We start from the raw sequence: 15,780 nt of genomic DNA on the forward strand, positions 1-15,780 counted from the left end.
TCAGGGATGTGACGTTGGTGGCTGAAAGCGACAAGAGCGAAAAGATGGACGACAAGTACGTCGAGTACCTCAAGAGGTTGACCGCCGAGCTGCGGCAGACGCGCCGGCAGCTGCGCGAGGTGGAGACGCGCGACCGGGAACCGATCGCGATCGTGGCGATGAGCTGCCGCTATCCGGGCGGTGTGGACAGCCCGGAGGAACTGTGGCGGCTCGTCGACGAGGGCGGGGACGCCATCTCCGGGTTCCCCGCCGACCGCGGCTGGGATGTCGAGGCGGGCTACGACCCCGACCCCGACCACCCCGGCACCTTCTACGCGCTCGGCGGCGGCTTCCTGCACGAGGCGTCCCGGTTCGACGCGGACTTCTTCGGGATCTCGCCGCGCGAGGCGCTGGCGATGGACCCCCAGCAGCGGCTGCTGCTGGAGATCTCCTGGGAGGCGTTCGAGCGGGCGGGGATCGACCCCGGCGCGGTGCGCGGTACCAGCACCGGCGTCTTCGTCGGCGCGGCGACCTCCGGTTACGGCGCCGGTGTGAGCGAGTTCCCCGAGGGCGTGCAGGGCCTGCTGCTGGCGGGCAACGCGACCTCGGTCGCCTCCGGTCGCATCGCCTACACGCTCGGCCTCGAAGGGCCCACCGTCACCGTCGACACGGCCTGCTCCTCCTCGCTGGTCGCCCTGCACTGGGCGTGCCAGGCGCTGCGCCGCGGCGAGTGCGACATGGCGCTCGCGGGCGGTGTGGCGGTGATGGCCACCCCGGCGATGTTCTACGAGTTCAGCCGGCAGCGCGGGCTGGCCGCCGACGGCCGGTGCAAGGCGTTCTCCGACGACGCCGATGGCACCGGCTGGGCCGAGGGTGCCGGCATGCTGCTGGTGGAGCGGCTGTCCGACGCCCGCCGTCTGGGCCACCCGGTGCTGGCCGTGGTCCGTGGCACGGCGATCAACTCCGACGGCGCGTCCAACGGCCTGACCGCCCCCAACGGCCCCTCGCAGCAGCGGGTCATCCGCGCCGCCCTCGCCAACGCGGGCCTGGCTCCCGCCGACGTGGACGCGGTCGACGCGCACGGTACCGGCACCTCGCTCGGTGACCCCATCGAGGCGCAGGCCCTGCTCGCCACCTACGGCCAGGAACGTGAACAGCCCCTGTGGCTGGGCTCGTTGAAGTCGAACATCGGGCACACCCAGTCGGCCGCCGGCGTCGGCAGCATCATCAAGATGGTCGAGGCGATGCGGCACGGGGTGCTGCCGCGCACCCTGCACGTCTCCGAGCCGTCCCGGCACGTCGACTGGTCGGCGGGGGCGGTACGGCTGCTCACCGAGCCGGTGGACTGGCCCGAGGCGGACCGGCCGCGTCGCGCCGGAGTGTCCTCGTTCGGCATCAGCGGCACCAACGCGCACGTCGTCATCGAGCAGGCCCCGGCGCCCGAACCGGCCGAACCCGCCGACGCCGCCGAGGTGCCGGCCGCCCCGCCGCGGACGCTCCCCGTCGTGCCGTGGCCGGTGTCCGCGCGCAGTGAGGAGGCGCTGCGGGCACAGGCCGCGCGGCTGCTGGCCCGCCTGCGGCAGGAGGGCGAGCCGCCCCGTCCGCTGGACGTCGGCCACGCGCTCGCCACCACCCGGGCCGCCCTGGAGCACCGGGCGACGGTCCTCGCCCCGGACCACGAGACCGCCGTACGGGAACTGGCATCGCTCGCCGAGGGCGCCCCGGGCCCCGCGACCGTACACGGCCGTACCGTGCGGGGTGCCACGGCCTTCCTGTTCGCCGGTCAGGGATCCCAACGGCTCGGTATGGGCCGGGAGTTGTACGAGACGTACCCCGCCTTCGCCGAGGCCTTCGACGCGGTGGACGCCGAACTGCCGTTCAGTCTGCGGGAGATCGTCTTCGGCGATGACGCGGAACGGCTGAATCGCACCGAATACGCCCAGCCCGCCCTCTTCGCGCTCGAAGTCGCCCTCTTCCGGCTCCTGGAGGCGTGGGGCCTCACCCCGAAGTTCCTGCTGGGCCACTCCGTCGGCGAGCTGGCCGCCGCCCATGTCGCCGGGGTGTGGTCCCTCGCGGACGCCTGCCGGCTGGTGGTGGCGCGCGGCCGCCTGATGCAGGCGCTCCCGGAGGGCGGCGCCATGGCCGCGCTCCAGGCGACCGAGGAGGAGGTGTCGCCCCTGCTGAACGACCGGGTCGGCATCGCCGCCGTCAACGGCCCCCGCGCGGTGGTGATCTCCGGTGCCGCCGACGCCGTGGAGGAGGTGGCCGCGCACTTCCGCGCACAGGACCGCAAGGTCACGGCCCTGCGGGTCAGCCACGCCTTCCACTCGCCGCTGATGGAGCCCATGCTCCGGGAGTTCCGCGCGGTCGCCGAGAGCGCCACCTACCACCCGCCCCGGCTGACGATCGTCTCCGACGTCACCGGCGACACCGCCCGCCCCGCCGACCTGTGCTCGCCCGCCTACTGGGTCCGGCACGTCCGCGAGCCCGTCCGGTTCGCCGACGGGATACGGCTGCTGGAAAAGCGCCGGGTCGCCCGCTTCGTCGAACTGGGACCCGACGGCACCCTCACCGCCCTCGCCCAGGGCTGCCTGGACGGCGACGGGCCGCCGGCCGTGCCCACCCTGCGCAAGGACCGGAGCGAGCCCGCCGCGCTGATGGCCGCGGTCGCGGGCGCCTTCGCCCACGGCGCGCCCGTCGACTGGCGCGCCGTCTTCGCGGGCACCGGCGCGCAGACCGTGGAACTGCCGACGTACGCGTTCCGCCGCGAACGGTACTGGCTGGAGCCGACCCCGCCCGGCATGGCGCCGACCACGGAAACCGATGGCGGGGACGCGGGCTTCTGGACGGCCGTCGAGGACGAGGACATCACCGCCCTCGCCGACACCCTGGACGTCGACGAGGGGCTCGTCCGCCCCCTCGTACCCGCCCTGTCGTCGTGGCGGCGCGGACGGCGCGAGCTCGGCCGGGTGGACCGGCTGCGCTACCGGATCGGCTGGCAGCCCGTCGACCCGGCCGCCGACAACCCGCTCACCGGCCGCTGGCTCGTCGTCGTCCCCTCCGGCACGGCCGGCCACACCCTGGCCCGTACGGTGACCGAGGCGCTGGCCGCGCGCGGCGCCGAACCGGTGCCGTGGGAGTACGCCCCCGACGAGGAGCGCGCCGCGCTGGCCGCCCGCCTCGCCGACACCGGCACCCTCGCGGGCGTCCTCGCCCTGCCCGCCGACGAGGACCTTGCCCCCGACGCCGACCCGTCCCCGGCGGACGTCCTGCTCCGCACCGTACGGCTCGTGCAGGCGCTCGGCGACGCCCAGGTGACCGCCCCGCTGTGGCTGGCCACACGGGGCGCGGTGGCCACCGCACGCTCCGACGCCGCCCCCGACCCGGCGCAGGCCGCACAGTGGGGCCTGGGCCGGGTGGCCGCGCTGGAGCTGTCCGACCGGTGGGGTGGCCTCGTCGACCTGCCGAGGACCGTCGACCGGCGTGCCGCGGGACGGCTCGCCGCGGTGCTGGCCGCGACCGGCGACGAGGACCAGATCGCCGTGCGCGCGTCCGGTGTCTTCGTACGACGCCTGCTGCGTGCCGACGACCCGGTCGCGCCGCAGACCGCCGTGAGCGGCTGGCAGCCCCGCGGCACCGTGCTGATCACCGGCGGCACCGGCGCGCTCGGCGCCCACGTCGCCCGCTGGGCCGCCGAGCAGGGCGCGGAGCACCTCGTGCTGACGGGCCGCCGAGGCCCCGACGCCCCCGGCGCGACCGAGCTGAGCGCCGAACTCACCGCGCTCGGCGCCCGCGTGAGCGTCGAGGCGTGCGACGTCGCCGACCGTGCGGCCGTCGAGCGGCTGCTCGCCCGCCACACCGTCGACGCCGTGGTCCACGCGGCGGGCGTCACCGACTCGCTGCCGCTGCCCGACCTGGACGCCGACCGTCTGCGTTCGGTCCTCGCCGCCAAGGCGTACGGCGCGGCCCACCTCGACGCCGTGCTGCGCGCCCAGGGCGACCGGCCGCTGGACGCGTTCGTGCTGTTCTCCTCCATCGCCGGGGTGTGGGGCAGCGGAGGCCAGACCGCCTACGCCGCCGCCAACGCCTACCTCGACGGCCTGGCCGAACAACGGCGCGCCCGCGGCGCCACCGCCACCTCCGTCGCCTGGGGACCGTGGGGCCAGGGCGGCATGGCCGCCGAGGACGGGGCAGAGGAGTACCTGCGCCGCCGCGGCCTCGCCGCCCTCGACCCCGGCACCGCCCTGGCCGCGCTGCGCCGTGTCCTGCAGCAGGACGTCACCGGGCAGGTCGTCGCCGACGTCGACTGGTCCCGGTTCACCCCCGGCTTCACCAGCACCCGCCCCAGCCCCCTGCTCAACGATCTGCCCGAGGCGCGGAACGCGCTGACCGACGGACAGGCCCGAGCGGGCGACGCCGGAGCGGGTGCGGCACTGCGCGAACGCCTCGCGGGCCGCCCGGCCGCCGAACGCACTCGCGCACTCCTGGAGTTGATCCGCACCCACGCCGCCGCCGTTCTCGGACACACCGACGCCGGGCTGCTGGAGACCCGGCGCGCCTTCCGCGACTCGGGCTTCGACTCCCTCACCGCCGTCGAACTGCGCAACCGCCTGACCACGGAGACCGGCCTCGCGCTGCCCGCCACACTGGTCTTCGACCGCCCCACCCCCGTCGACCTCGCCACCTTCGTGCACGGCCTGCTGTTCGACGAGCCCGACAGCGGCCCTGCGACCGGCCGGACCGACACCGCGAACGGCGCGGGGCGCAGGGACCGAGCGGTCGACGACCCCATCGTCATCGTCGGCATGGGCTGCCGCCTGCCCGGCGACGTGACGGGCCCCGACGAGCTGTGGGACCTGGTGGCCGGGGCACGGGACGCCGTCGCCGAGTTCCCCACCGACCGCGGCTGGGACATCGACGCCCTCTACCACCCCGAGCCCGGCCGCCCCGGCACCAGTTACGCCCGGCACGGCGGCTTCCTCACCGGTGTCGGCGACTTCGACCCGGCGTTCTTCGGCATCTCGCCCCGCGAGGCCGTCGCCATGGACCCGCAGCAGCGGCTGCTCCTGGAGACCTCCTGGGAGGCGCTGGAGCGCGCCGCCATCTCCCCGGGCAGCCTGCGCGGCAGCCGTACCGGCGTGTTCATGGGCTCCAACGGACAGGACTATCCCGCGCTGCTGCTCAGCACGCCCGACGCGGGCGACGGCTACCTCGGTACCGGCAACGCCGCCGCCGTGGTCTCCGGGCGTATCGCCTACGTCCTCGGCCTCGAAGGTCCGACCCTCACCGTCGACACCGCCTGCTCCTCCTCGTTGGTCGCACTCCACCTCGCCGTGCAGGCGCTGCGGGCGGGCGAGTGCGACCTGGCCCTGGCCGGCGGCGTCACCGTCATGTCGACACCCGGCGCCTTCCTGGAGTTCAGCCGCCAGCGCGGTCTGGCGGCGGACGGGCGGTGCAAGGCGTTCTCCGACGACGCCGACGGCACCGGCTGGGCGGAGGGCGTGGGTGTCCTCGTCGTGGAGCGGCTCTCCGACGCGCGCCGCTACGGACATCCGGTGCTCGCCGTCGTGGCCGGTTCCGCCGTCAACCAGGACGGCGCCAGCAACGGCCTGACCGCCCCCAACGGGCCCGCCCAGCAGCGGGTCATCCGCGCCGCACTGGCCGACGCCGGGCTGGCACCGGCCGATGTGGACGCGGTGGAGGCGCACGGCACCGGTACGACGCTGGGCGACCCGATCGAGGCACAGGCACTCCTCGCCACCTACGGCCAGGACCGTGAACAGCCCCTGTGGCTGGGCTCGTTGAAGTCCAACATCGGGCACAGTCAGGCCGCCGCCGGGGTCGCCGGTGTCATCAAGATGGTGCTGGCCATGCGGCACGGCGTGCTGCCGCCCACCCTGCACGCCGAGGTCCCCAGCACGCACGTCGACTGGACCGCGGGTGCCGTGGAACTGCTCACTGAGAGCACGGGGTGGCCCGGCACCGACCGGCCGCGCCGCGCGGGAATCTCCGCGTTCGGTGTCTCCGGCACCAACGCGCACGTGATCGTCGAGCAGCCGCGGGACACCGAGCCCACGGCTGTTGCGGAAACCGGCACTGGGACCGGCGGTGCGCTGCCCTGGGTGATCTCGGGCGCCTCCGAGAACGCCCGGCGCGAGCAGGCCGAACGGCTCCTCGCCCACGCCGACGCCCAGCCCGGTCTCACCGCCGCAGAACTGGGCCTCTCCCTGGCCACCACCCGCACGACGTTCGAACACCGGGCCGTCGTGCTGGGCGCCGACCGCGAGGAACTGCTGTCCGCCCTCGCGTCCCTGGTCATGGACGAGCCCGGCCCCACCGTCGTCACCGGCCGCGCCCCGGCCGAGGGCCGCACGGCGTTTCTCTTCGCGGGGCAGGGTTCCCAACGCCTCGGTACGGGCCGGGAACTGTACGAGACGTACCCGGTGTTCGCCGATGCCTTCGACGCCGCCTGCGCGCATCTGGACGCGGAACTGCCACGCCCGCTGCGTGAGGTGGCGTTCGGGGACGACACCGAGCTGCTCGGCCGCACCGAGTTCACCCAGCCCGCACTCTTCGCCCTGGAAGTCGCCCTGTTCCGGCTCCTGGAGTCGTGGGGTGTGCGCCCGGACGTGCTCGCCGGGCACTCGATCGGTGAGATCGCGGCCGCGCACGTGGCCGGCGTGTGGCCGCTGGCCGACGCCTGCCGACTGGTGGCGGCCCGTGGCCGGTTGATGCAGGCACTCCCCGCGGGCGGCGCGATGGTGGCGCTGCAGGCCACCGAGGACGAGGTCCTCCCCCTGCTCGGCGACCGGGTGGGCATCGCCGCCGTCAACGGCCCCCGGGCCGTGGTCGTCGCGGGAGCGTCCGAAGCGGTGGAGGAGATCGCGGCGCACTTCCGCGCCCAGGACCGCAAGGTCACCGCCCTGCGGGTGAGCCACGCCTTCCACTCCCCGCTGATGGAGCCGATGCTGGCCGAATTCCGCACGGTGGCGGAGGGACTGTCGTACGACCGACCGCACCTGCCCCTCGTCTCCACGCTGACGGGTGAGACCGCCACCGCCGAGGAACTGTGCTCCCCGGAGTACTGGGTCCGCCACGTCCGCCGGACGGTCCGCTTCGCCGACGCCGTACGCGCTCTGGAGGCGGAGGGCGTCACCCGGTTCCTGGAGCTGGGACCGGACGGCACCCTCACCGCGCTGGCCCACGCCTCGCTCACCGACGGCGAACCGGTGGCGGTCCCGTCCCTGCGCCCGGATCGTCCGGAGCCGCGGACGCTGCTGGCGGCGACCGCGACCCTCTTCGTACACGGCGCCGAAGTCGACTGGCCCACGTTCTTCCCCGCCGGGCGCCCCGTCGAGCTGCCCACCTACGCCTTCCAGCACGGCCGTTACTGGCCGCGTACGACCGGCGCCCACCTGGGTGACCTCCGCTCGGCAGGTCTCTTTGCCGCCGGTCACCCGCTGCTCGGCGCCGCCGTCACCCTCGCGGACAGCGGGGCCGCGGTCTTCACCGGACGGCTCTCCGTCCAGCTCCAGCCGTGGCTGGCGGAACACGTCGTCTCCGGCTCGATCCTGCTGCCCGGCACCGCCTTCCTGGAGCTCGCCCTCCATGCGGCGGACCACGTCGGCTGCGGCCAGGTCGAGGAACTCACCCTGCAGACCCCCCTGGTGCTGCCCGACCAGGGAGCCGTCCAGCTCCAGGTCACCGTCGGCGCCCCGGACTCCACCGGCCGCCGCGAACTCGGCATCCACTCCCGGACCGCCGGCGGCTTTGACACGGACCACCTCGATGACGAGCCGTGGACCCGTCACGCGAGCGGAACCCTCCTGCCCGAGGCCGTCGCGCCGGCCACGGAAGCGTGCATGCGACCGCCCGCCGACGCGGCCGAGGCGCCCACGGACACCCTCTACGAGCGACTGGCCGACACCGGCCTGTCCTACGGGCCGTTGTTCCGCGGGCTGACCTCCGTCCGGCAGCACGGCGACGACCTCTTCGCCGAGGCGGCCCTGCCCGACGAGTCCGCCCCGGACGCCCGCCGCTACGGCGTCCACCCGGCCCTGCTGGACTCGGTCCTGCACGCCCTCGGCCTGGCCCCGACGACCACGGACGGCAACGACGCGTCCGGCCCGGGCCTGCCGTTCTCATGGGCGGGTGTCACCCTCCACGCGACCGGCGCGTCCCGCCTCCACGCCCGTTTGCGTGTCACCGGCTCCGGCGCGGTCGCCCTCGACCTCGCCGACGCCTCCGGCGCACCCGTCGCCACCGTCGAGTCGCTCACGCTGCGCCCGTTGACGGCGCCGCCCACCGACACGGCGACAACCGGTCATGCCGAGCTGCTGCACCGGGTCGACTGGACACCACTCCAGCTCGACACGGCGACCGACGGCGTGGCGTACGCGACACCGTCGGCCCTGCCCACGTCTCTGCCGACGAGCGGGGTCGAGGCCGGAGCCGATGCGCTGGTGTGTGTCCGAGCCCAGCCCGGCGACCTGGCCCCGGCGGCTCACACGGCCACGGCGAACGCGCTCGAACTGGTGCGTGCCTGGCTGGCGGAGGAGCGCTTCGAGGGCGCCCGTCTGGTGATCGTCACCGAAGGGGCGGTCGCGCTCGGCGACAGGGCTTCGGATCCGGCTCTGGCGGCGGTGTGGGGTCTGGTGCGGGCGGCTCGTGCGGAGAACCCGGGGCGGTTCGCGCTGCTGGACGTGGACGGTACGGAGGAATCCTGGGCCGGGGTCGGGGCCGCGCTGGCCTCCGGTGAGGCGGAGGTCGCCCTACGCGGAGGCGTCGCCCTCGTCCCGCAGCTTGCCCGTACGACCTCTGACTCCGAACTCGCCGTACCGACGGGGGAGTCGGGCGAGATCGCGTGGCGTCTGGACATCGTGGAGAAGGGCACGCTGGAGGGGTTGGCCCTCACACCGGCTCCGGAGGCGGAAGCCGAGTTGCCGGAAGGGCACGTCCGTGTCGCCGTACGCGCGGCCGGTGTCAACTTCCGTGATGTGCTGAACGCGCTCGGTATGTATCCCGGTGACGCGAAGGACTTCGGTCTGGAAGGTGCGGGTGTGGTGACCGAGGTCGGTCCGGGTGTGACCGGGCTGGCCGTCGGCGACCGTGTGATGGGCCTGTTCCCGGGTGCGTTCGGGCCGGTGGCGGTGGCAGATGCGCGGACGGTGGCGCGGGTCCCGGCGGGTTGGTCGTTCGCTCAGGCAGCCTCGGTGCCGATCGTGTTCCTGACGGCGTACTACGCGCTGACCGATCTGGGTGGCGTGCAGTCCGGTGAGTCGGTGCTGGTGCATGCGGCTGCCGGTGGCGTGGGTATGGCGGCCGTACAGTTGGCGGGGCATGTGGGTGCCGAGGTGTTCGGTACGGCGAGTGTCGGCAAGTGGGACGCACTGCGCGAGCTCGGTCTGGACGATGCGCATATAGCCAGCTCTCGCGATACGGAGTTCGAGGCGGCTTTCCTTGCGGCGACCGGTGGTCGTGGCATGGATGTCGTGCTGGACTCGCTCGCGGGTGAGTTCGTGGACGCGTCGTTGCGGTTGCTGCCGGGCGGTGGCCGGTTCCTGGAGATGGGCAAGACCGACATCCGGGATGCGGAGACCGTGGCCGCCGACCACCCTGGGGTGACGTATCGGGCGTTCGATCTGTGGGATGCCGGTCCGGAGCGGATCGGGCAGATGCTGGCCGAGCTGGTGGCGCTGTTCGAGGCGGGAGTGCTCAAGCCCCTTCCGGTGACCTGCTGGGATGTGCGGCGCGCACCTGAAGCCTTCCGGTATCTGTCGCAGGCCCGGCATGTGGGCAAGGTGGTCCTGACCGTTCCGACCGCGCTGGATCCGGGCGGGACGGTGCTGGTGACCGGTGGTACGGGTGGTCTGGGTGCGCTGGTGGCCCGCCACCTGGTCGCCGAGCACGGGATACGACACCTGCTGCTGGCCAGCCGTCGCGGTCTCGAAGCCCCCGGTGCGCGCGAACTCGCCGCAGAACTTACCCAGTTGGGTGCAGTGGTCGAGGTCTCGGCGGTGGATGCCGCCGACCGCGGTCAACTCGCCACCCTGCTGGACGCAGTGCCCACCGATCACCCGCTGACGGCCGTGGTGCACACGGCCGGTGTGCTGGACGACGGTGTGGTCTCTTCCCTCACTCCGGAGCGCGTATCGCGGGTGCTGCGGCCGAAGGCGGACGCCGTGGAGCACCTGCACGAGCTGACCCGCGACGCGGACCTGTCCGCGTTCGTGGTCTTCTCCTCCGTCGCCGGTACGTTCGGTGGCGCGGGGCAGGCCAACTACGCGGCCGCCAACGCCTTCCTGGACGCCTTCGCCGGCACTCGTCGCTCCTCCGGCCTGCCGGCGACCGCGCTGGCCTGGGGTCCGTGGGCGCCCGGCGCCGGCATGACCGCCGAGCTGACCGAGGCGGACCTGCGGCGCATGGCACGCGGCGGCATGCTGCCGCTCGCCGCGGAGCAGGGCCTCGGTGCCATGGATGCGGCGCTGCGGCGGACCGAGCCGATCCTCGTCCCCATCGCGCTCGACCGTCGTGTGCTGCGCGACCGGCAGGCCGTCGCAGCGCTGCCCGCCATGCTGCGCGGCCTCGCCGTCACCCCGGCCAGGCGCACGGCGTCGGTGGCCGACGGCGGCGGTGCGGGGGATGGCTTCCGGGCCCGGCTCGCGGCGCTTGCGCAGGCCGAGCGGGAGACGGCCGTCCTGGACCTCGTACGCAACCAGACCGCGCTGGTCCTGGGACACGCGAGCCCGGACACCGTGGAGGCCGGCCGGGACTTCCGCGGCCTCGGCATCGACTCGCTGACCGCCGTGGAGCTGCGCAACCGCCTCAACGCGGCGACCGGACTGCGGCTGCCGGCGACCCTGGTGTTCGACTATCCGTCGCCGCAGGCGCTCGCCCGGCACATCGGCGCCGAACTCCTCGACACCGCCGGGCTCGCGACCGGTACCGAAGAGCTCCGGGCCGTCCGTAGCCCGGAAGAGGCCGGCGACGACGCGCGGATCGCGATCGTGGCGATCGGCTGCCGGTTCCCCGGCGGTGTGCGCGGTCCGGAGGAGTTCTGGCGGCTGCTCGCCGACGGCGTGGACGCGATCGGCGCGCCGCCCGCGGACCGCGGCTGGCAGGTGGACGGGGTGGAGGGCGGATTCCTCTACGACGCCGCCGACTTCGACGCGGACTTCTTCGGGATCTCGCCCCGTGAGGCCCTCGCGATGGATCCGCAGCAGCGGCTGCTGCTGGAGATCTCCTGGGAGGCGCTGGAGCGGGCCGCGATCGACCCGCGCGGCCTGCACGGCTCCCGTACCGGGGTGTTCGTCGGCACCAACTACCAGGGCTACGGCTCGGCGGCGCACGCCGTGCCCGAGGACGCGCAGGGTCAGCTGCTGACCGGGCACGCCGCGAGCGTGGCCTCCGGCCGGGTCGCCTATGTGCTGGGCCTGGAGGGGCCGGCGGTCACCGTGGACACCGCCTGCTCGTCCTCGCTCGTGGCACTGCACTGGGCGGCGCAGTCGCTGCGGTCGGGTGAGTGCGATCTGGCGCTGGCCGGCGGTGTGACGGTGATGGCGACGCCGGGCGCGTTCGCCGAGTTCGACCGGCAGGGCGGTCTCGCCGGTGACAACCGGTGCAAGGCCTTCTCCGACGACGCCGACGGCACGGGCTGGGGCGAGGGTGCGGGCATCCTGCTGCTGGAGCGGCTCTCCGACGCCCGCCGCAACGGACACCCGGTGCTCGCCGTGGTCCGGGGCAGCGCCGTCAACTCCGACGGCGCCAGCAACGGCCTGACCGCCCCCAACGGACCCTCGCAGCAGCGGGTCATCCGCGCCGCGCTGACGGCGGGCGGGCTCACTCCGGCCGACGTGGACGCGGTGGAGGCGCACGGCACCGGCACCAAACTGGGCGACCCGATCGAGGCGCAGGCGCTGCTCGCCACCTACGGACAAGGCCGTGAACGGCCGCTGTGGCTGGGTTCGGTGAAGTCCAACATCGGGCACACGCAGGCAGCCGCCGGTGTCGCCGGCGTCATCAAGACGGTGCTGGCGATGCGGCACGGGATGCTGCCACGCACCCTGCATGTCAACCGGCCGACCACCCATGTCGACTGGACGGCGGGCCGGATCGAGCTGCTGGCCGAGGCGGAGCCCTGGCCGCGGGCGGGACGGCCGCGCCGCGCGGCGGTGTCGTCGTTCGGCATCAGCGGTACCAACGCCCATGTCGTCCTGGAGGAGGGCCCCGACGACCAGACCGCCGTGGAGCCGCAGGCCGCGGGGCCGGTCGCCTGGCCGCTGAGCGGACGATCGGCCGCTGCTCTGCACGGGCAGGCCGAACGGCTGCGCGCCCGGTTGACCCTGCGTCCCGAGTCGGCGCCCGCCGATGTGGCGCACTCGCTGGCCACAGGTCGCGCGCTGTTCGAACACCGGGCCGTGGTGGTCGCCGAGGACCGGGAAGAACTCCTGGCCGGGCTGGCCGCGCTCGGGCGTGGTGAGGACGCCGCCGCCGTGGTGCGGGGCCGTACCGGGCCGTTCGGCCGTACGGCGTTCCTGTTCAGCGGGCAGGGCTCGCAGCGGCCCGGTATGGGCCGGGATCTCCTCGACCGGTTCCCGGTGTACGCCGATGCCTTCCGCCGTGTCTGCGACGCCTTCGGGCCGCACCTCGACGTGCCGCTGGCCGATGTCGTACTGGCCGAGGAGGGCACGGAGCGGGCCGGGCTGCTGGACCGTACCGCCTACACCCAGCCCGCGCTGTTCGCCGTGCACGTGGCGCTGTACGAGCTGGTGCGCGCGTGGGGGGTGGCGCCGGACGCGCTGATGGGACACTCCATCGGCGAACTGTCCGCCGCGCACGTCTCCGGTGTGCTGTCGCTCCCGGACGCGTGCGCGCTGGTCGCCGCCCGTGGCCGGCTGATGGAGGCGCTGCCCGAGGGCGGTGCGATGGCCGCCGTACAGGCGTCCGAGGACGAGGTGCTGCCCCTGCTGAACGAGAGGGCCGGCGTCGCCGCTGTCAACGGGCCCGCCGCGGTGGTGGTCTCCGGTGACGAGGACGCCGTCTCGGACATCGCCGGGCATTTCGCCGCGCTGGGCCGAAAGACTAGGCGTTTGCGGGTCAGCCATGCGTTTCACTCGGCGCATATGGACGCGATGCTTGCGGAGTTCGAAGAGGTCGCGCGCGGCGTGCGGTACGCGGCGCCCGCGATCCCGATCGTCTCCAACGTGACGGGGAACCGGGCCACGGAGGCCGAACTGACCTCGCCCGAACACTGGGTACGGCACGTGCGGCAGACCGTGCGCTTCGCCGACGGCGTACGCCGCCTTCAGGAGGACGGCGTCGGCACCTTCGTGGAACTGGGCCCGGACGGCTCGCTGACCGCGATGACCCTCGACACCCTGGAGCAGACCGCGGACCACGGACCGGATCGGCCGGCCGAGCCCCCCGTCGCCGTACCCGTGCTGCGCCGGGGCCGACCGGAGCCGGTCGCCGCCCTGCTGGCCGCCGCGGCCCTGCACGTGCGCGGGCTCGCCGCCGCGCCGACCGGGCTGACCGGCCCGGCCCGTACGGTGGAGCTGCCGACGTACGCCTTCCAGCGCAGCCGCTACTGGCTGGAGGCGGCCAGGCCCGCAGGGGCCGACGTGCCGGGAGGCGGCGACCACGTCGACGACGAGTTCTGGGCCGCCGTCGAGCGCGGCGACCTCGGCGAGCTGACCGAGCGCCCCGACCTCGGCGACGACACCCCGCTGAGCGAACTGCTGCCCGCGCTGTCCTCCTGGCGGCGCCGCCGCCGTGAGCGTGCCGCAGTCGACTCCTCGGCCTACACGGTGGCCTGGCGTCCGGTGCCGGACGGCCCGTCGCCGGTGCTGTCGGGCCTCTGGCTGCTGGTGCTGCCCGCGTCCCGGGCCGACGATCCCTGGACGGACACGCTCGTCGAGGGCCTGACCGCGCACGGCGCGCACGTCGTGCCGCTCGTCGTGGACTGCGCTCTCACCGACCGGGCCGCGCTCGGCGAGCAACTGCGCAAGCTGCCCGAACGGGACACTGTGCAGGGCGTGTTGTCACTGCTGGCGCTCGACGAGGAGCCCACGGCCACCGCGGACCGCCCGGCCACCCCGGCCGGTCTGGCGGCGCTGCTCGCCCTGACCCAGGCGCTCGGCGACCTGGAGATCGGCGCCCCGCTGTGGTGCGCCACCATCGGCGCGGTCGCCGCCACCGAACGGGAGAGCGTCACCTCCCCGGCGCAGGCCGCCGCCTGGGGCCTCGGCCGGGTCGCCGCGCTCGAACAGCCGCAGCGCTGGGGCGGTCTCGTCGACCTCCCCGCCGAACTCGACGGCCGCAGTGCCGAACGCCTCGCGGCACTGCTGTCCGGCGCCACGGGAGAGGACCAGACCGCCGTACGGGCCGCCGGGGTCTTCGCCCGCCGCCTGGTGCACGCCAGGCCGTCCGGGGCCGGGACAGCCGAGTGGAACTGCGCGGGCGAGACCGTGCTGGTCACCGGCGGCACCGGTGCGCTCGGCGCCCGGGTCGCCCGCCGGCTCGCCGAGCGCGGCGCCCGGCACCTGGTGCTGGTCGGCCGCCGCGGCCCGGACGCCGAGGGCGTCGAGGCCCTGCGGACCGAACTCGCCACTCTGGGCGCGGAGGTGACAGTGGCCGCCTGCGACACCGCCGACACCGACGCCCTGGCCGCGCTGCTGGCCGAGCACCCCGTCGACGCCGTGGTGCACGCCGCCGGCGTGCTGGACGACGGACTGCTGGCGTCGCTGACCCCCGAGCGTCTGGAGGCGGTGCTGCGGCCGAAGCTGGCCGCCGCCCGCAACCTCGACCGGCTCACCCGGGACCGTGAACTGTCGGCGTTCGTCCTGTTCTCCTCGTTCGCCGGCACGGTCGGCTCGGCGGGCCAGGGCAACTACGCCGCCGCCAACGCCTACCTCGACGCGCTCGCCGCCCGGCGCCGCGCCGAGGGACTGCCCGCCACCTCCGTGGCCTGGGGCCCGTGGGCCGGCGGCGGGATGGCGGCCGCCGGTCCCGAGGCCGAGGCACGGCTGCGAGGCGGCGGTGTCGTACCGCTCGACCCGGACGCGGCCCTCGCCGCCCTCGACCGGGCGGTGGCCCGAACGGACGCCGGTCTGACCGTCGCCGAACTGGCCTGGGACCGCTTCGTGCCCGGCTTCACCGCCGTACGGCCCGCTCCGCTGCTTGCCGAACTGCCCGAAGTCCAGGCGCTGTTGCGGCAGGCCGCGGCGCAGGACGGTGACGCCGAGGAGGCGGGCGGTGCGCTGCGCACCCGGCTCGCCGGGCTGGGCGAGGCCGAACAGGAGCGGCTGTTGATCCAGCTGGTCCGCGGCCATGTCGCCACCGTGCTCGGGCACGGCTCCGCCGACGCGGTCGACGCGGACCGCGCCTTCAACGAACTCGGCTTCGACTCGCTGATGGCGGTGGAACTGCGCAACCGGCTCGGGGTGGCGGCCGGGCTCCAGTTGCCTGCCACGCTCCTGTTCGACCAGCCCACCCCGCGTGTCCTCGCCCGCCACCTGCGGTCGTTGACCGTCACGGAGGGCGGCGGCGCGCCCGCACTGGACGCCCTCGACCAGCTGGAGGCCGCCCTGACCGGGCTCGCCGAGGACGACGCGCAGCGCGGCCGGATCGCCTCCCGCCTGCTCGCGCTCGCCGCCCGCTGGAACGGCCAGGGCGAACCGGCGGGAGAGCGGCCGGACGACGCCGACGGGGACGGGGACCTCCAGGACCGGATCGAGTCCGCCGGTGCCGAGGAGATCTTCGCCCTCATCGACAACGACCTCGGCATCTCATGACCGGCAGGAC

At 74.6% G+C, this 15,780-nt stretch carries 1 protein-coding gene; it reads left to right on the forward strand.

Annotated features, from left to right (window positions below):
• Positions 1-44: 44 nt before the first annotated feature.
• On the forward strand, positions 45-15,770 hold the full coding sequence (locus tag AB5L52_RS44295; RefSeq protein WP_369369077.1) for a type I polyketide synthase: 15,726 nt from the start codon (positions 45-47) through the stop codon (positions 15,768-15,770).
• Positions 15,771-15,780 lie beyond the last annotated feature (10 nt).

This window comes from Streptomyces sp. CG4 (assembly GCF_041080655.1).
GTDB lineage: Bacteria > Actinomycetota > Actinomycetes > Streptomycetales > Streptomycetaceae > Streptomyces.